Source organism: Pseudomonas sp. S1_E05, assembly GCF_056337105.1.
The window spans coordinates 4,623,612-4,639,733 of the sequence record NZ_JBFRHM010000001.1; the positions used below are offsets into that span (position 1 = coordinate 4,623,612).

The following is a 16,122-nucleotide window of genomic DNA, read 5'->3' on the forward strand; positions in this document are numbered from 1 at the left end:
GCCGATTTGCACGACCTTCTATACTGTATATGCATACAGTTTTTGAGTGCTGCCCGATGAACACGCCTTTACCACCCCGCGGTCGCGGCACCGCCACCAACCCGCACAACCGATTCGCCCCGAACCGCTCGGTGACGCACGACGACGGCTGGTTTCAAGAAGCACCGGTCACTCAGGGCACCGAGGTGCAAATCGAGAAAGCGAAAACCATCATCACCCGTAACAACTCGCCTGACCTGCCCTTCGACCGCTCCATCAATCCCTACCGTGGCTGCGAGCACGGATGCATTTACTGCTATGCGCGGCCCAGTCATGCCTATTGGGATATGTCGCCCGGGCTGGATTTCGAAACCCGGTTGATTGCCAAGACCAACGCGGCCGAGGTGCTCGAAGAACAGTTGAGCAAGCGCGGCTACCAGTGCGCTCCGATTAACCTGGGCTCCAACACCGATCCTTATCAGCCGATCGAACGCGAGCACAAGATCACCCGCAAAACCCTGGAGGTACTGCTGCGGTACAGGCACCCGGTGACCATCATCACCAAGGGCTCGTTGATCCTGCGCGACCTCGATTTGTTGGCTGAACTCGCCGAGCAGCGATTGGTGGCGGTGATGATCAGCCTCACGACCCTGGACGATGAGCTCAAACGCATCCTCGAACCCCGTGCCGCCGCTCCCAAGGCCCGCCTTCGGGCTATTCGCGTGATGCGCGAGGCCGGGATTCCAGTGGGCGTACTGTGCTCGCCGATGATTCCGATGATCAACGACAGCGAGCTTGAAAACCTGCTGACCGAGGCAGACGCGGCGGGAGCGCAAAGTGCGGCGTACATGATGTTGCGCCTGCCTCTGGAAGTGGCGCCATTGTTCGAGGAGTGGCTGGCGGCCCATTACCCCCAGCGGGCTGCCCATGTGTTGAGTCTAATCCGCCAGAGCCGGGGCGGAGAGCTCTACGACAGTCGATTTGGCAGTCGGATGCGGGGGGAGGGCCCGTTTGCCGACCTGCTGGCGCAACGTTTTGCCAAGACGATCAAACGCCTGGGGCTCAACCATCGTGATGGTTTCAATCTGGACTGCGATGCCTTTTGTCCGCCGGGTCGCCAGATGTCGCTGATTTAAGGACAATAGGCCTATGGTTCATGAGTGGGAATGTATGAAAGATTCAGTCCGGTCACGCTTGACATGATCTGGAACACACGTCCCAGAGCCTTTGATTCAGTTTGAGTTAAGTTTCAACGACTACCTTGTTCATCGAGTGACTGACGGGTCGAGATCTCTCACCTGGACGTTTTTTAAACAGCCACTGGCTTCACGCCGGACAAAACGGGAAAATTCCCCTGACTCCGCCAATGAGGAAGACTTCATGAGTGACAAGGATAAACAGCCGTTGGCTGCGTCGGTTTCGGCCTCACCCGAGGCAGAAAGCGCCGATGCAGCGCTGCAACACATCGTTGACGGTTTTTTGCATTTTCATCACGAGGTTTTTCCGCAGCAGGAAGAACTGTTCAAGAAACTCGCCACGGCGCAAAAACCCCGGGCGATGTTCATTACCTGCGCCGACTCGCGCATCGTGCCCGAACTGATCACCCACAGTTCGCCGGGCGATCTGTTCGTCACCCGCAACGTCGGTAACGTCGTCCCGCCTTACGGCCAGATGAATGGCGGCGTTTCCACCGCCATCGAATACGCGGTATTGGCGCTGGGTGTGCAGCACATCATCATCTGCGGCCACTCCGATTGCGGCGCCATGCGTGCAGTACTAAACCCCGCCAGCCTGGAAAAGATGCCCACGGTAAAAGCCTGGCTGCAACATGCCGAAGTGGCGAAAACCATGGTGCACGACAACTGTAACTGCGCCGATGAAAACGAGACGATGCATGTCCTCACCGAGGAAAACGTCATCGCCCAACTGCAGCACTTGCGTACCCACCCCTCGGTAGCCTCGCGCATGGCGAACGGTCAGCTGTTCATTCATGGCTGGGTCTACGACATCGAAACCAGCAAGATCAAAGCCTACGATGCGGACCAGGGCGACTTCCTGCCGCTCGACGGCAGCCGACCGATTCCGGTGGCGACGCCCAAAGCGCGCTTCTAAATCCTCCTAAAAATCTGTGTGGTTTGATGCCGGCCGCTGTTTCAGCGGTCCGGCCTCGCCATGCCTGAAGAAAACTTCGGGAGAATCACTATGCGTGCAGCGCAACTCAAAGCTGTTCTGCCACGGGAGCTATTGGCTTCGGTGGTTGTGTTTCTGGTCGCCCTGCCCTTGTGCATGGGCATCGCCATCGCCTCGGGATTACCGCCGGCCAAAGGCCTTATCACTGGCATCATCGGCGGACTGGTCGTGGGCTGGCTCGCAGGCTCGCCGTTGCAAGTCAGTGGGCCGGCCGCAGGTTTGGCCGTGCTGGTGTTTGAGTTGGTGCGCCAGCATGGCATCGCCATGCTCGGACCCATTCTGTTGCTGGCCGGTTTGCTGCAACTGGTGGCCGGCCGACTGAAGCTGGGGTGCTGGTTTCGAGTCACGGCCCCAGCGGTGGTGTACGGCATGCTCGCCGGGATTGGCGTGCTGATCGTGTTGTCACAGGTGCACGTGATGCTCGACGCAGCGCCCAAAGCCTCTGGGCTGGATAACCTGGCAGCTTTTCCAGCAGCGCTGATTCAAGCGTTGCCGTCGGTTGGCTGGCAAGCGGGATTGCTGGGTCTTTCGACCATTGCCGTGATGTGGTTGTGGGAAAAATTCCGTCCGCATTCCCTGCGGTTCATTCCCGGCGCCTTGCTCGGCGTCGGCTTGGCCACGGGCGCCAGCCTGCTGCTGGCGTTGCAGGTCAAACGGGTGGAGGTCCCAGCCAATCTGGCAGAGGCCATCGACTGGCTGAAACCGGCGGACTTGCTCAACCTTGCGGACCCGACGCTGCTGATCGCAGCCCTTGCCGTCGCGTTCATCGCCAGCGCCGAGACCCTGCTGTCCGCCGCGGCGGTGGACCGCATGCACAGCGGCCAGCGCTCGGACTTCGACCGCGAACTCAGTGCCCAGGGCGTCGGCAATATGCTCTGCGGCCTGTTGGGCGCATTACCGATGACGGGTGTAATCGTGCGCAGTTCGGCCAACGTCCAGGCAGGCGCCTCAACCCGTTTTTCAACGATCTTCCATGGCCTTTGGTTGCTCGCGTTCGTGTTGCTGTTGTCCAGCGTGCTGCAGAGCATTCCGGTGGCGAGCCTGGCAGGTGTGCTGGTCTACACTGGCTTCAAGTTGGTGGACTTGAAGGTCTTCAAGGGTTTGGGACGCTATGGCCGGATGCCGATGTTCACTTACGCGGCCACTGCCTTGGCGATCATCTTTACTGATTTGTTGACCGGCGTGCTGATCGGTTTTGGCCTGACCCTGGTGAAGCTGGCGCTGAAGGCTTCGCGGTTGAAGATTAGCCTGATCGACCTGCCCAGGGATGGAGAGATGGAATTGCGCCTGGTCGGCGCCGCGACCTTTCTCAAGGTACCGGCCCTCACGCAGGTGCTAGGGACCATCCCCGATGGCTCGAGAGTGCATGTTCCGCTCAACAACCTGAGCTACATCGATCACTCGTGCCTGGAACTGCTGGAAGAATGGGGACGGGCCAATGCGGCCAAGGGTTCGAAGTTGGTGATTGAGTCGCGGGGGTTGAAGCGCAGGCTGGAAGGGCGTGTGCGGACGAATACCGGAATAGGTTCGGCCGTATAAATAACCTGTAGGAGCGAGCATGCTCGCTCCTACAGGGGTTAGGGTAAAGGCTCACGCCTCCAACTCAAGCCCCACACCCAGTCGGCGCGACATGCACGGCCAGCGCTTCCAGGCAGCGCCGGTGTCCGGGCTGCTGAGTTTTTCCCGGTAGACCTCTACCGACTCCAGCGCGAAGCTCTCGTCGTCGAGCATGCTCACGACCGCGTGGTGCACCACTTCGTCCAACTGGTTGGCAAAGGCCTCACCGATCAATTGGTGGGCAATGAGATTGGCAACCGTCATGTCCAAGGGGATCAATGGCTGGCCAAAATGCTTGATGTACAGGTCGTTGACCTCTTCGACGAACCGATGCGCCAGATAGGCTTCATCCAGCAGACTGTCCAGCCCGACATGCCCCGCCATGATATTGGGAGGTTGGAGGAAGTACTGCTCGGCAATTTTCAGTACCGGTTTGATCTGTGACTCGATACCGGCTTCCCTGGCGACTTCATTGGCTGCATCCAACAGATCCGGCACTTCATCGATGTAGGCAGCGACAAAACGCGTCAGCACGCCGTGGGCATCCGCTTCCGGCAATTGGATCGAAGGATGCAGTTGAGGCAGTTTGCTTTCCAGCTGACGCATCAGCAGACCGGTATCGGCTTCGTGTTGTTGGGCTTTTTGGATCTGCTCGCGCAATGCGGCGGTGTTCATGAATACTCCAGGAAACGAAGGCAATGAAATAGGGAAGACATAACTTAGCTGGGTGACCGAAACGCTTAAGACGCATTTGTCATAATTGTTTCATCGTTGAGACAGCAAAGTTATAACCATTTGCCACCACTCGTCTGCATCCTTCTCCATTCGGGACCTTCAACGCAAGTCCCAGCTGTTTCAGATGATTTACGCCCTGACATTGCGAGGTCCCACTCGCTGTCTATACTCGGGTTTGAATGGAGTTAGCTGATGACGCCCGACTGCCCACGCAGCAAGGCCCGGCGATTCAAGTTCGTAGTCTGATGCAGCCGCTCCCTTGCCGCAGGTGAAAGCCGGCGGGATAACAAGAACGATAAGGGGAACCCGCAATGATGCGACATCCACAAGTCTGGATGGGCCTCCTGTTGTGGTCGATTTTCAGTCCGGCACACGCCGCATGGACTGTGAATATGGCGCCTGGAGCGACTGAAATCAGTCACGCTGTGTTTGACCTGCACATGACCATTTTCTGGATCTGTGTAGTGATCGGCATCATCGTCTTCGGCGCCATGTTCTGGTCGATGATCCTCCACCGCCGCTCGACCGGGCAGGTGGCCGCAAAATTTCATGAAAGCACCACCGTCGAAATTCTCTGGACCATCGTGCCGTTCCTGATCCTGGTGGCGATGGCGATCCCCGCGACGGCCACCCTGATCAAGATGTACGACGCCAGTGAGCCGGATATCGATATCCAGGTCACCGGCTATCAGTGGAAGTGGCACTACAAATACCTGGGCCAGGATGTCGAGTTCTTCAGCAATCTGGCCACGCCCGCCGACCAGATCCACAACAAGGAAGCCAAGGGCGAACACTACCTGCTGGAGGTCGACAAGCCGCTGGTGCTGCCGATCGGTGCCAAGGTGCGCTTCCTGGTGACCTCTGCCGACGTCATCCATTCGTGGTGGGTGCCGGCATTCGCGGTCAAGCGCGATGCCATTCCCGGTTTCGTCAACGAGGCCTGGACCCGCATCGATAAGCCCGGCATCTATCGCGGGCAGTGCGCCGAGCTGTGCGGCAAGGACCACGGTTTCATGCCAATCGTGGTGGAGGTCAAGGAAAAGGCCGATTACGAGAAATGGCTGGGCGAGCGCAAGGCAGAGGCGGCGCAACTCAAAGAGCTAACCTCCAAGGAATGGACCCTCGAAGAGCTCAAGGAGCGTGGTGACAAGGTCTATCACACCACTTGCGTGGCCTGTCACCAGGCCGAGGGCCAGGGCCTGCCGCCGATGTTCCCGCCACTCAAGGGGTCGAAAATCGCCACCGGACCGAAAGACGCCCACCTGAGCATCGTCTACCACGGCAAGCCTGGCACCGCGATGGCGGCGTTTGGCAAGCAGCTCTCGGAAGTCGATATCGCGGCGGTCGTGACCTATGAACGTAACGCCTGGGGTAACAACAAGGGCGACATGGTCACTCCTAAAGAAGTGCTGGAGCTGAAACAGGCGGAAAGCAAATGACACGGTCCATTGCGCATGTAAGCAACCGGTCGGGGCAACGCGCCCCGACCTGCCCAGCCCAACTGTTTGCAGGAGCCAAACCATGAGCGCCGTCATCGATGACCATGGTCATGCCGACCACGCCCACGGCCCCGCCAAAGGCCTGATGCGCTGGGTTCTGACCACCAACCACAAAGACATTGGCACCTTGTACCTGTGGTTCGCGTTTTCCATGTTCCTGCTGGGCGGCTCGTTCGCGATGGTGATTCGCGCCGAGCTGTTCCAGCCAGGGTTACAAATCGTCCAGCCGGAGTTCTTCAACCAGATGACGACCATGCACGGCCTGGTGATGGTCTTCGGTGCGGTGATGCCGGCCTTCGTCGGCCTCGCCAACTGGATGGTGCCGCTGATGATCGGCGCTCCGGACATGGCCCTGCCACGGATGAACAACTTCAGCTTCTGGCTGTTGCCTGCGGCGTTCCTGCTGCTGGTGTCGACATTGTTCATGCCTGGCGGCGGACCGAACTTTGGCTGGACGTTCTACGCTCCGCTGTCGACGACCTATGCGCCGCAAAGCGTGACCTTCTTCATCTTCGCCATCCACTTGATGGGGATCAGTTCGATCATGGGCGCGATCAACGTGATCGCCACCATCCTCAACCTGCGCGCCCCCGGCATGACGCTGATGAAAATGCCGCTGTTCGTCTGGACCTGGCTGATCACCGCGTTCCTGCTGATCGCCGTGATGCCGGTGCTGGCCGGGTGCGTGACCATGATGCTGATGGACATCCACTTCGGCACCAGCTTCTTCAGTGCCGCCGGTGGCGGTGACCCGGTGTTGTTCCAGCATGTGTTCTGGTTCTTCGGTCACCCCGAGGTGTACATCATGATCCTGCCGGCGTTCGGCGCCGTCAGCTCGATCATCCCGACCTTCTCGCGCAAACCGCTGTTTGGCTACACCTCGATGGTCTACGCAACGGCGAGCATCGCCTTCCTGTCCTTCATCGTTTGGGCGCACCACATGTTCGTGGTCGGCATCCCGTTGGTGGGCGAATTGTTCTTCATGTACGCCACGCTGCTGATTGCAGTGCCGACCGGGGTGAAGGTGTTCAACTGGGCCAGCACCATGTGGCAAGGCTCGCTAACGTTCGAGACGCCGATGCTGTTCGCGGTGGCGTTCGTGATCCTGTTCTCCATCGGAGGCTTCTCCGGGTTGATGCTGGCCATCGCACCGGCGGACTTCCAGTACCAGGACACCTACTTCGTGGTTGCGCACTTCCACTATGTGCTGGTGCCGGGTGCGATCTTCGGGATCTTCGCCTCCGCCTATTACTGGATGCCGAAGTGGACCGGCCACATGTACGACGAAACCCTCGGCAAGCTGCATTTCTGGCTATCGTTCATCGGCATGAACATGGCGTTCTTCCCGATGCACTTCGTCGGGCTCGCCGGCATGCCGCGACGGATTCCGGACTACAACCTGCAGTTCGCCGACTTCAACATGGTGTCGTCGATCGGCGCGTTCATGTTCGGCACCACACAACTGTTCTTCCTCTTCATCGTGATCAAGACCATTCGCGGCGGCCCGCCAGCACCGGCCAAACCGTGGGATGGCGCCGAGGGGCTGGAGTGGAACATTCCGTCACCGGCGCCGTATCACACCTTCACCACGCCGCCGGAAGTGAAATGAACATTGACTGCCTGACACTAACCTCTGTGGGAGCTGGCTTGCCTGCGATGAAGCTGACGCGGTGTGCCAGATACGCCGCCATCGCGGGCAAGCCCGCTCCTACAGGGATTTCTGACCATGGCTGACTCGATTTCGATGAAAAAACTGGTCACCCGCCTGTTGTTGGTGGTGGTGGCGATGTTCGTCTTCGGGTTTGCCCTGGTGCCGATCTACGACGTGATGTGCAAAGTGTTCGGCATCAACGGCAAAACTGCGGGGCAGTACGAGGGTGAGCAGATAGTCGACGCCTCGCGGCAGGTGCGCGTGCAGTTCCTGTCGACCAATTCCGCCGACATGTCCTGGGATTTCTACCCCAAACAGGATGAGTTGACGACCAACCCGGGCGCGGTGAACGAAATGATCTTCATCGCGCACAACCCGACCGACCGCCCGATGAGCGCCCAGGCCGTGCCGAGCATTGCGCCCAGCGCGGCGGCAGCGTATTTCCACAAGACCGAATGTTTCTGCTTTACCCAGCAAGTGCTGCAGCCCGGTCAACGGATCGAGATGCCGGTACGTTTCATCGTTGACCGTGACATGCCCAAGGATGTGAAGCACCTGACGCTGTCCTACACGCTGTTCGATATCACCGCCCGACATCCACCGGTTGCCGTAAATACTGGCGGTTGAGCGTGCCCGATAAGGAGAACAATAAATGGCAACTCATGAGCACTATTACGTACCGGCCCAGAGCAAATGGCCGATCATTGCCACGGTGGGCATGTTCGTCACCGTGTTCGGCCTGGCGACCTGGTTCAACGACCTGAAGGCTGCGCGTCCGGAATCCCACGGTCCGCTGATCTTTTTCGTCGGCGGCCTGCTGCTGGCCTACATGTTGTTCGGCTGGTTCGGAGCGGTGATCAAGGAAGGTCGCGCGGGCTTGTACAGCGCGCAGATGGACCGTTCGTTTCGCTGGGGCATGAGTTGGTTCATATTCTCCGAGGTCATGTTCTTCATCGCCTTCTTTGGCGCGCTTTTCTACGTGCGCCACGTGTCTGGCCCAGCCCTGGGCGGCGAAGGCACCAAAGGCCTCGCCCATATGCTGTGGCCAGGCTTCGAGTTCACCTGGCCACTGCTGAACAACCCGGACTCCAAACTTTTTCCACCGCCCAAGGAAGTCATCAGCCCCTGGGGCCTGCCGCTGCTCAATACCGTGCTTCTGGTCAGCTCCAGCGTCACCGTGACCATCGCCCACCATGCCTTGAAAAAGGGCCATCGCGGCGCGCTGAAACTTTGGCTGGCGATCACCGTGCTACTGGGCTGCGCGTTCCTCGGTTTCCAGGCTGAAGAATACATGCACGCTTACAACGAGCTGGGCCTGACCCTGGGTTCGGGCATCTACGGCGCGACCTTTTTCATGCTCACCGGTTTCCACGGCGCCCACGTGACCATTGGCACCATCATCCTGTTCGTGATGCTGATGCGCATCCTGCGCGGGCACTTCGATAACGAACATCAGTTCGGCTTCGAGGCGGCGAGCTGGTATTGGCACTTTGTGGACGTGGTGTGGATCGGTCTGTTCGTTTTCGTTTATGTGCTCTGACAGCAGCTGCAAGCTTCGAGCTGCAAGCCTCAAGGTTGAAGCGCTTGCAGCTTGCAGATCGTAACTACCACGAAACGTGGGACACCAACTGGCCGCTGAAAAAGCCCCAGGCGATCAAGCCGACGGTGATGGCGGCCAGGGCCACACGAACACTCAAGGCAATGACGAGGCGGTTTGAGCTGCTGTCGTCCTTGACCAGAAAAAACAGGCCGCTGAACAGGCTGACAACCGTGGCAATCAGCATCAGGACGATAGCTGCCTTGAGCATGGGGAAACTCCGGGGAAGGCGATGCATTTGAGTATAGCTTTCGTGACCAGCTACTTTCTGGCGACGCCATGAAGCGCTTCCGGCCAGGCGTCGTACCGACACTGGTGGTTGCATTGCTGCTGCCGCTACTGGTGTCGCTCGGCTTCTGGCAATTGGGCCGTGGCGCGGAAAAAACCGCGCTGCTGAGCACCTATGCCGAGCGTCGTGCCGCGCAGCCCATGGCCAGCACTGAGCTGCAACATACGCAAGACCCGGCCTTTCGTCGCGTGCGCCTGCAAGGCCAATTCGATGCCGCCCATAGCCTGCTGCTGGATAACCGCCAACGCGATGGCAAGGTTGGCGTGGAATTGCTGCAACCGTTCCGGGACCAGGCCACCGGATTGTGGCTGCTGGTCAATCGTGGCTGGTTACCCTGGCCGGACCGGCGCACGCCGCCGCAATTCACCACGCCGACCCAGTCGCTGACGCTTGATGCCTGGGTCTATGTTCCGCCCGGCGCGACGTTTCAGTTACACGCCGATCCGACCAGCACCACCTGGCCAGAGCTGGTAACCGTTGTCGATCCCGCCAAACTCTGGACTGCCCTGGATCGTGAAGGCTTTGCCTACGAACTACGCGAAGAAGGCGGCCCAGCGGCCTACCGGGTCGATTGGCCGGTGGTCGCTCTTGGCCCGGAAAAACATATCGCCTACGCCGTGCAGTGGTTTGCCATGGCGATCGCCCTGCTCGGCCTGTTCATTTACCTCGGCTGGCACAACGCAAAGGAGAAACACCATGGGAGCGGCCATGAATCCACCCAGCATGTCTGAGGCAAAAAGACCGGTTAACCGGCGCAAGGGTCGCTTGCAGTTGTTGCTGATCCTGTTGGGGGTGATCGGTCCGATGATCCTCGCCACCGGCATGTACAAATTACAGTTCTGGGTGCCCGAGGGCCGCAGCTATCACGGCGAATTGATCGGAAACGGCCAGACACGCGCCGACCTTGGGGTGCAGGTGCAGGACGAGCGTTGGCAGTTGCTGGTAACGGCGCCCAAGGATTGCTCCGTGGATTGCCAGCAACTGGTGTATCTGGCGCGGCAGATCCAGATCGGCCTTGGCCGCGATGCCTCGCGTGCCAGCCACGCACTGGCGGTTGCGCAACCGTTGAACAGCGATTACGACGCCAAGCTGACCCGCGAATACCCGCAACTTCAACGCTACCCCATGGACCTGACCACATTCAGCAAATCCACCCACGAGCAGACCATGCCCCAGCTGTGGATCATCGACCCGCATGGCAACCTGGTGCTGCGCTACGACCCGACGGTGAAGGGCAAGGACCTGCTCAATGACCTGCGGCATCTGCTGAAACTGTCGAACATCGGATAAGGGCATCGTCATGGCCAAACCTGGATTTCGCCTCGCGCTGTTTGCCACCCTGCTGGCGTTGATCGTGGTGCTGCTCGGCGCCTACACCCGCCTGACCCACGCCGGCCTCGGCTGCCCGGACTGGCCTGGCTGCTATGGCTTTATCAGCGTGCCCAAAAGCGAAGCCCAACTGGCCCATGCGGAGCTGCATTTTCCTGACTCACCTGTCGAAGCCCACAAGGGCTGGAATGAAATGGTCCACCGCTATTTCGCTGGCACATTGGGGCTGTTGATTTCGGTGCTGGCCGGTCGAGCCTGGGTACATCGGCGTCATCCGGGGCAGCCGGTGAAGCTGCCGTTGTTTCTGTTGGCCGTGGTGCTTGCGCAGGCCGCGTTCGGCATGTGGACGGTGACGCTCAAGTTGTGGCCGCAAGTGGTCACCGGGCACTTGCTCGGCGGTTTCGCGACATTGAGCCTGCTGTTCCTGCTGACCCTGCGATTGTCCGGCGTGCTGCCGGCATTAACGGTGCCCCGGCGTCTGCAATATTGGGCGACCGCCGGGTTGCTGCTGGTGATCCTGCAAATTGCCCTGGGTGGCTGGGTCAGCTCCAACTACGCCGCCGTGGCCTGTATCGATTTCCCGACCTGCCACGGGCAATGGTTGCCACCTGCGGACTTCGCCAACGGCTTTCACCTGACCCAGCACATCGGCCCGAATTATCTTGGCGGGCAACTGGACAGCGACGCCCGTACCGCCATTCACCTGACTCACCGAATCGGTGCATTGTTGGTCACGCTGGTGCTGCTGGGGCTGGCGTGGCAGTTGAAAGTCGTCGGCATGACGCGCCTGGCCGGTCTGGTCCTGATCGCGCTCGCCACGCAAATCACCCTCGGCATCAGCAACGTGCTATTTCACCTGCCGCTGCCGGTGGCCGTCGCCCATAACGCCGGAGGTGCCGCGTTGCTGTTGACTCTGGTGCTGGTTAATTACCACGCACGAACCAGCCTGGTTCGCGTCCGGCAACCCTCCCTGGGACGTTGGCGGTTCAGCCCCCGCAAGCCCTCGGCCAGGCCCATCACAATAAAAGGAGAGATGCCATGGCGACTCTGACCAGCGCGCGTCACGGCCAGGCGATCTGGCGTGACTATCTGGAACTGACCAAGCCCAAGGTGGTGGTGCTGATGCTTATCACCTCGCTGGTCGGCATGTTTCTCGCGACCCGTGCCGGGGTGCCATGGACCGTGCTGGTATTTGGCAACCTAGGCATCGCCTTGTGTGCCGGCGGGGCGGCGGCGGTCAACCACGTGGTGGATCGGCGGATAGATGCGGTAATGGCCCGCACCCACAAGCGACCATTGGCCGAAGGCCGCGTCTCCCCCACGGCGGCGCTGACCTTCGCCCTGATTCTGGCTTTGCTGGGCCAGGCGCTGCTGCTGGCCTTCACCAACCCGCTGACCGCTTGGCTGACCCTTGCGTCCTTGCTGGGGTACGCCGTGGTCTACACCGGTTTCCTCAAACGCGCGACGCCGCAGAACATCGTCATCGGTGGCCTGGCAGGTGCCGCCCCACCGCTGCTGGGGTGGACCGCTGCCACCGGTCACGTCAGCGCTGAACCCTTGTTGCTGGTGCTGATCATCTTCGCCTGGACCCCGCCGCACTTCTGGGCCCTGGCCATTCACCGCAAGGAGGAATACGCCAAGGCCGACATCCCGATGCTGCCGGTCACCCACGGCGAGCACTACACCAAGGTCCACATCCTTCTCTACACCTTCGCGCTGCTGGCCGTCAGCCTGTTGCCCTATGTGATCCACATGAGCGGCACGCTGTACCTGATTTGCGCGCTGGGCCTGGGCGCGAGGTTCCTGCAATGGGCCGTGGTGTTGTACCGTGGCACTCGACCACACGCGGCGATCAACACGTTCAAGTATTCTATCTACTACTTATTCCTGCTGTTTATCGCGCTGCTCGTAGACCACTACCTATTGTTGAACCTATGACTCGAACTCAGAAAACCGTCTTTATCCTTGTCGCCCTGATCGCGCTGGTCCTGGGACTGACCATCAACAAAGTGCTGTCCGGCAAAGGCCAGGGTGACCCCACCGCGTTGATCGACGCCGGGATCATCCTGTTGCCCCAAAGCCGCACGCTGCCGGACGTGACAATGACAGACCAGGACGGTAAACCGGTCGCGGTCAATCAACTGCAAGGCAAGTGGTCACTGCTGTTTCTGGGCTACACCTTCTGCCCGGACATCTGCCCAACCACTCTCGCCCAACTGCGTCAGATCAAGAGCGAGCTGCCCCCAGAGGCCGTGAATAACCTGCAGATTATCCTGGTGAGCGTCGACCCGAACCGCGACACGCCCAAGCAGCTCAAGCAGTACCTGGGCTACTTCGACCCGCAATTCCAGGGCCTGACGCCCGCCTCGGTGGACGACATCCAGAAGCTGGCCAATGCCGTGAGCATCCCGTTCATCCCGGCCGACACCAGCAAGCCCAACTACACCGTGGACCACAGCGGCAACCTCGCGGTGATCGGCCCGGACGGCAAGCAACGCGGCTTCATCCGCGCACCGTTGAACAACCAGAAGCTGGTGGCGCAGTTGCCGGTGATGCTTCAACGTAAATAGTCAACATCTCTACCTGTAGGAGCGAACTTGCTCGCGATGGGCTTCAACGATAACGCTGACGGCCTGACGCCCCGCGTTGTCTGGTCCTCCATCGCGAGCATGCTCGCTCCTACAGGGGGCGAAATTGCAGGCACAAAAAAGGGGCGCATTCAATGCGCCCCTTTTTTGTCATGACTCGCGAATCAGAACGCAGGCACCACGGCGCCCTTGTACTTCTCGAGAATGAAGGCTTTCACTTCCGGGCTGTGCAGCGCGGCGACCAGCTTCTTCATGTCTTCGCTGTCCTTGTCGTCCGGGCGGGCGACCAGGATATTCACGTACGGCGAGTCGCTGCCTTCGATGAACAGCGCATCCTTGGATGGGTCGAGTTTGGCTTCCAGCGCGTAGTTGGTGTTGATCAGCGCCAGGTCAACTTGGGTCAACACGCGTGGGATCGTCGCGGCTTCCAGCTCACGGAACTTGAGGTTCTTCGGGTTGGCAGTGATGTCCTTGACGGTCGACAGGATGTTGTTCGAGTCCTTCAAGGTGATCACGCCTGCCTTGGCCAGCAGCAGCAATGCGCGGCCACCGTTGGTGGCGTCGTTGGGAATGACCACGGTGGCGGTGCTTGGCAGCTCATCGAGTTTTTTGTATTTGCTGGAGTACGCGCCCAACGGCTCCAGGTGCACGCCCGCCACGGACACCAGGTGAGTGCCCTTGGCCTTGTTGAACTCATCGAGGTACGGCTGGTGTTGGAAGAAGTTGGCGTCCAGGCGCTTCTCCGCGACCTGCACGTTCGGCTGGATGTAATCGGTGAAGACCTTGACCTTCAGGTCCACGCCTTCCTTGGCCAGGGCTGGCTTCACGAACTCGAGGATTTCCGCGTGCGGAACCGGAGTGGCCGCCACCGTCAGGGTGTCCGCGTGAGCGGAAAAGGCTGCAACGGCAGCGAACGCGACGAGTAGATTTTTCATTCAGCTAACTCCTTGAGACCCGCTTACTTGCGGGAAAAATGCACAACCAACTTATCGCCAACCGTTTGCAACACTTGAACCAGAACCAACAGCAACACCACGGTGACCACCATCACGTCGGTCTGGAAGCGCTGGTAACCGAAACGGATCGCCAGGTCGCCAAGGCCGCCAGCGCCCACCACACCCGCCATCGCGGTGTAGGAAACCAGTGTAATCGCTGTCACCGTAATTGCCGCGAAGATGCCAGGTCGAGCTTCGGGCAGCAGGGCATTGGTGATGATCTGGCGTGTCGTCGCGCCCATGGACTGGGTTGCCTCGATGATGCCGCGATCCACTTCACGCAGGGCGGTTTCTACCAAACGCGCGAAGAACGGCGTGGCGCCCACCACCAGTGGCGGAATAGCACCGGCGACACCCAGCGACGTGCCGGTGATCAACACCGTGAACGGAATCATCACGATCAACAGGATGATGAAGGGCAACGAACGCAGGATGTTCACCACCAGCGACAACATCGCGTAAACGCCTTTGGCCTCGAGCAACTGGCGCGGGCTGCACAGGAACAGCAGAACGCCCAACGGCAACCCCAGCAACACGGTAAACAGCAGCGAACCGCCGAGCATCAGCAGGGTGTCGCCGGTGGCCAGCCAGATTTCGAACCAGTCGATATTGGCGAAGAAATTTGTCAGGGCTTCCATTAGCGCAGCACCTCCATGTGAACGTCAGCCGCGGTGAAGCGGGCAAACGCCGCCTCCATGTCGCCGCCGGTGACGGCCAGGGTGAGTTGCCCGTAGGGAATGTCCTTGATGCGGTCGATACGACCGGCCAGGATGCTGTAGTCCACGCCAGTTTCGCGAGCGACGGTGCCCAGCAATGGCGCGTAGGTTGCTTCGCCCTGGAAGGTCAGACGCACGATACGGCCCGGCACATGGGCGAAGTCGTCGCGCTGCTCGCCTTCGTCGACCTGCTCGTCTTCCTGCACGAAGCGCCGGGTGGTCGGGTGCTTGGGGTGCAGGAACACGTCTGCCACCGAACCCTGTTCGACGATGACGCCGTCATCCATTACCCCCACCTGATCGCAAACGCGACGGATCACATCCATCTCGTGGGTGATCAACACGATGGTCAGTTTCAGCTCACGGTTGATTTCGGCCAGCAACTGCAGGACCGAGGCCGTGGTCTGCGGGTCCAGGGCGCTGGTGGCTTCATCGCACAGGAGGATTTTCGGTTTGGTCGCCAAGGCGCGCGCGATGCCAACGCGCTGCTTCTGGCCACCGGACAACTGCGCCGGGTACTTTTTAGCATGGTCGGACAACCCCACCCGCGCCAGTAGCTCGGCGACACGCTGGTCGATCTCGCCACGCGACAGCTCACCGGCCAGGGTCAGCGGCAGCGCGACGTTATCGGCAACAGTCTTGGAGGCCAGCAGGTTGAAGTGCTGGAAAATCATGCCGACCTGCTGGCGGAAACGGCGCAAGCCATTGGCATCAAGCGCGGTGATTTCTTCGCCGTCGACGATGATCTTGCCGCCAGAGGAATTCTCCAGGCGATTGATCAGACGCAGCAGGGTACTTTTTCCCGCTCCGGAATGACCGATCAAGCCGAATACCTGACCGTTCTCAATCGTCAGATTGGTCGGGTGCAGGGCGGGGATATCCTTACCGGCGACGCGGTAGGTTTTATGGACGTTTTGAAACTCGATCACGTAGCGAACCTTGTGGGGCGCGTTGGAATAGGGTCAGCGGTTAGCCGGGCGCGCATTTTAGCCTGTCC

At 59.9% G+C, this 16,122-nt stretch carries 17 protein-coding genes; 12 read left to right on the plus strand and 5 right to left on the minus strand.

Annotated features, from left to right (window positions below; genetic code table 11):
• Positions 1-56 precede the first annotated feature (56 nt).
• From AB4N33_RS21280 to AB4N33_RS21290, 3 genes are all read left to right on the plus strand, one after another.
• Positions 57-1,115: a PA0069 family radical SAM protein gene (locus tag AB4N33_RS21280; RefSeq protein WP_476458194.1), complete on the plus strand. Its 1,059-nt coding sequence runs from the start codon at positions 57-59 to the stop codon at positions 1,113-1,115.
• Positions 1,116-1,359: 244 nt separating this feature from the next.
• Positions 1,360-2,091 (plus strand): carbonic anhydrase, encoded by a 732-nt coding sequence (locus tag AB4N33_RS21285; RefSeq protein WP_460119292.1) that lies wholly within the window; start codon positions 1,360-1,362, stop codon positions 2,089-2,091.
• Between the two features lie 90 nt (positions 2,092-2,181).
• Positions 2,182-3,708, plus strand: coding sequence for a SulP family inorganic anion transporter (locus AB4N33_RS21290; protein ID WP_476458195.1), 1,527 nt, complete (start codon positions 2,182-2,184; stop codon positions 3,706-3,708).
• A 51-nt stretch (positions 3,709-3,759) separates the two neighbouring features.
• On the opposite strand, the gene AB4N33_RS21295 is transcribed toward AB4N33_RS21290, so the two are convergent.
• Positions 3,760-4,401: a hypothetical protein gene (locus AB4N33_RS21295; RefSeq protein ID WP_460119295.1), complete on the minus strand. Its 642-nt coding sequence runs from the start codon at positions 4,399-4,401 to the stop codon at positions 3,760-3,762.
• Between the two features lie 371 nt (positions 4,402-4,772).
• Between AB4N33_RS21295 and coxB the strand changes: the two genes are divergently transcribed.
• The 4 genes from coxB (at position 4,773) to AB4N33_RS21315 (ending at position 9,151) form a co-directional block, all read left to right on the plus strand.
• Positions 4,773-5,900 carry a cytochrome c oxidase subunit II gene (coxB, locus tag AB4N33_RS21300; RefSeq protein WP_476458196.1) on the plus strand — a complete coding sequence of 376 codons (1,128 nt, stop codon included), beginning with the start codon at positions 4,773-4,775 and terminating at the stop codon, positions 5,898-5,900.
• A gap of 82 nt (positions 5,901-5,982) precedes the next feature.
• Positions 5,983-7,569: a cytochrome c oxidase subunit I gene (gene ctaD, locus AB4N33_RS21305; protein WP_460119299.1), complete on the plus strand. Its 1,587-nt coding sequence runs from the start codon at positions 5,983-5,985 to the stop codon at positions 7,567-7,569.
• A gap of 117 nt (positions 7,570-7,686) precedes the next feature.
• The gene (locus tag AB4N33_RS21310) at positions 7,687-8,238 is read left to right on the plus strand and encodes a cytochrome c oxidase assembly protein (RefSeq protein ID WP_476458197.1); all 552 of its coding nucleotides are present in this window, start codon (positions 7,687-7,689) and stop codon (positions 8,236-8,238) included.
• Positions 8,239-8,263: 25 nt separating this feature from the next.
• Positions 8,264-9,151 carry a cytochrome c oxidase subunit 3 gene (locus AB4N33_RS21315; protein ID WP_460119303.1) on the plus strand — a complete coding sequence of 296 codons (888 nt, stop codon included), beginning with the start codon at positions 8,264-8,266 and terminating at the stop codon, positions 9,149-9,151.
• Between the two features lie 64 nt (positions 9,152-9,215).
• On the opposite strand, the gene AB4N33_RS21320 is transcribed toward AB4N33_RS21315, so the two are convergent.
• Complete coding sequence (locus AB4N33_RS21320) at positions 9,216-9,419, minus strand: twin transmembrane helix small protein (RefSeq protein WP_150765453.1); 204 nt, start codon at positions 9,417-9,419, stop codon at positions 9,216-9,218.
• Positions 9,420-9,487: 68 nt separating this feature from the next.
• Here AB4N33_RS21320 and AB4N33_RS21325 point away from each other — a divergent pair, with 68 nt between their 5' ends.
• Genes AB4N33_RS21325 through AB4N33_RS21345 form a run of 5 tightly spaced genes read left to right on the plus strand, consistent with a single transcriptional unit; the run spans position 9,488 to position 13,396 of the window.
• Positions 9,488-10,228, plus strand: coding sequence for an SURF1 family protein (locus AB4N33_RS21325; protein WP_460140582.1), 741 nt, complete (start codon positions 9,488-9,490; stop codon positions 10,226-10,228).
• Positions 10,194-10,787 (plus strand): hypothetical protein, encoded by a 594-nt coding sequence (locus AB4N33_RS21330; RefSeq protein ID WP_460119307.1) that lies wholly within the window; start codon positions 10,194-10,196, stop codon positions 10,785-10,787. The genes AB4N33_RS21325 and AB4N33_RS21330 overlap by 35 nt, the downstream gene beginning before the upstream one ends.
• A gap of 10 nt (positions 10,788-10,797) precedes the next feature.
• The gene (locus AB4N33_RS21335; protein WP_460140583.1) at positions 10,798-11,877 is read left to right on the plus strand and encodes a COX15/CtaA family protein; all 1,080 of its coding nucleotides are present in this window, start codon (positions 10,798-10,800) and stop codon (positions 11,875-11,877) included.
• Complete coding sequence (gene cyoE / locus AB4N33_RS21340; protein WP_460119311.1) at positions 11,865-12,764, plus strand: heme o synthase; 900 nt, start codon at positions 11,865-11,867, stop codon at positions 12,762-12,764. The genes AB4N33_RS21335 and cyoE overlap by 13 nt, the downstream gene beginning before the upstream one ends.
• Positions 12,761-13,396, plus strand: coding sequence for an SCO family protein (locus tag AB4N33_RS21345; RefSeq protein ID WP_460119313.1), 636 nt, complete (start codon positions 12,761-12,763; stop codon positions 13,394-13,396). Before cyoE ends, AB4N33_RS21345 begins: the two co-directional genes overlap by 4 nt.
• Positions 13,397-13,578: 182 nt before the next feature.
• On the opposite strand, the gene AB4N33_RS21350 is transcribed toward AB4N33_RS21345, so the two are convergent.
• The 3 genes from AB4N33_RS21350 to AB4N33_RS21360 are packed head-to-tail and all read right to left on the minus strand — an operon-like array spanning position 13,579 to position 16,054.
• Positions 13,579-14,349 carry a MetQ/NlpA family ABC transporter substrate-binding protein gene (locus tag AB4N33_RS21350; protein WP_460119315.1) on the minus strand — a complete coding sequence of 257 codons (771 nt, stop codon included), beginning with the start codon at positions 14,347-14,349 and terminating at the stop codon, positions 13,579-13,581.
• Between the two features lie 23 nt (positions 14,350-14,372).
• Positions 14,373-15,047, minus strand: a complete 675-nt coding sequence (locus AB4N33_RS21355) for a methionine ABC transporter permease (RefSeq protein WP_460119317.1) — start codon at positions 15,045-15,047, stop codon at positions 14,373-14,375.
• Positions 15,047-16,054: a methionine ABC transporter ATP-binding protein gene (locus tag AB4N33_RS21360; RefSeq protein WP_460119319.1), complete on the minus strand. Its 1,008-nt coding sequence runs from the start codon at positions 16,052-16,054 to the stop codon at positions 15,047-15,049. The genes AB4N33_RS21355 and AB4N33_RS21360 overlap by 1 nt, the downstream gene beginning before the upstream one ends.
• Positions 16,055-16,122: the final 68 nt, after the last annotated feature.

What these genes read in the sequence shown, in the direction of transcription:
- AB4N33_RS21355 (WP_460119317.1), bottom strand. Translation starts at nt 15,047, where the DNA reads ATGGAAGCCCTGACAAATTTCTTCGCCAATATCGACTGGTTCGAAATC.
- AB4N33_RS21345 (WP_460119313.1), top strand. Translation starts at nt 12,761, where the DNA reads ATGACTCGAACTCAGAAAACCGTCTTTATCCTTGTCGCCCTGATCGCG.
- AB4N33_RS21290 (WP_476458195.1), top strand. Translation starts at nt 2,182, where the DNA reads ATGCGTGCAGCGCAACTCAAAGCTGTTCTGCCACGGGAGCTATTGGCT.
- ctaD (WP_460119299.1), top strand. Translation starts at nt 5,983, where the DNA reads ATGAGCGCCGTCATCGATGACCATGGTCATGCCGACCACGCCCACGGC.
- AB4N33_RS21325 (WP_460140582.1), top strand. Translation starts at nt 9,488, where the DNA reads ATGAAGCGCTTCCGGCCAGGCGTCGTACCGACACTGGTGGTTGCATTG.
- AB4N33_RS21330 (WP_460119307.1), top strand. Translation starts at nt 10,194, where the DNA reads ATGGGAGCGGCCATGAATCCACCCAGCATGTCTGAGGCAAAAAGACCG.
- AB4N33_RS21335 (WP_460140583.1), top strand. Translation starts at nt 10,798, where the DNA reads ATGGCCAAACCTGGATTTCGCCTCGCGCTGTTTGCCACCCTGCTGGCG.
- AB4N33_RS21280 (WP_476458194.1), top strand. Translation starts at nt 57, where the DNA reads ATGAACACGCCTTTACCACCCCGCGGTCGCGGCACCGCCACCAACCCG.
- AB4N33_RS21285 (WP_460119292.1), top strand. Translation starts at nt 1,360, where the DNA reads ATGAGTGACAAGGATAAACAGCCGTTGGCTGCGTCGGTTTCGGCCTCA.
- AB4N33_RS21295 (WP_460119295.1), bottom strand. Translation starts at nt 4,401, where the DNA reads ATGAACACCGCCGCATTGCGCGAGCAGATCCAAAAAGCCCAACAACAC.
- AB4N33_RS21310 (WP_476458197.1), top strand. Translation starts at nt 7,687, where the DNA reads ATGGCTGACTCGATTTCGATGAAAAAACTGGTCACCCGCCTGTTGTTG.
- AB4N33_RS21350 (WP_460119315.1), bottom strand. Translation starts at nt 14,349, where the DNA reads ATGAAAAATCTACTCGTCGCGTTCGCTGCCGTTGCAGCCTTTTCCGCT.
- coxB (WP_476458196.1), top strand. Translation starts at nt 4,773, where the DNA reads ATGATGCGACATCCACAAGTCTGGATGGGCCTCCTGTTGTGGTCGATT.
- AB4N33_RS21315 (WP_460119303.1), top strand. Translation starts at nt 8,264, where the DNA reads ATGGCAACTCATGAGCACTATTACGTACCGGCCCAGAGCAAATGGCCG.
- cyoE (WP_460119311.1), top strand. Translation starts at nt 11,865, where the DNA reads ATGGCGACTCTGACCAGCGCGCGTCACGGCCAGGCGATCTGGCGTGAC.
- AB4N33_RS21320 (WP_150765453.1), bottom strand. Translation starts at nt 9,419, where the DNA reads ATGCTCAAGGCAGCTATCGTCCTGATGCTGATTGCCACGGTTGTCAGC.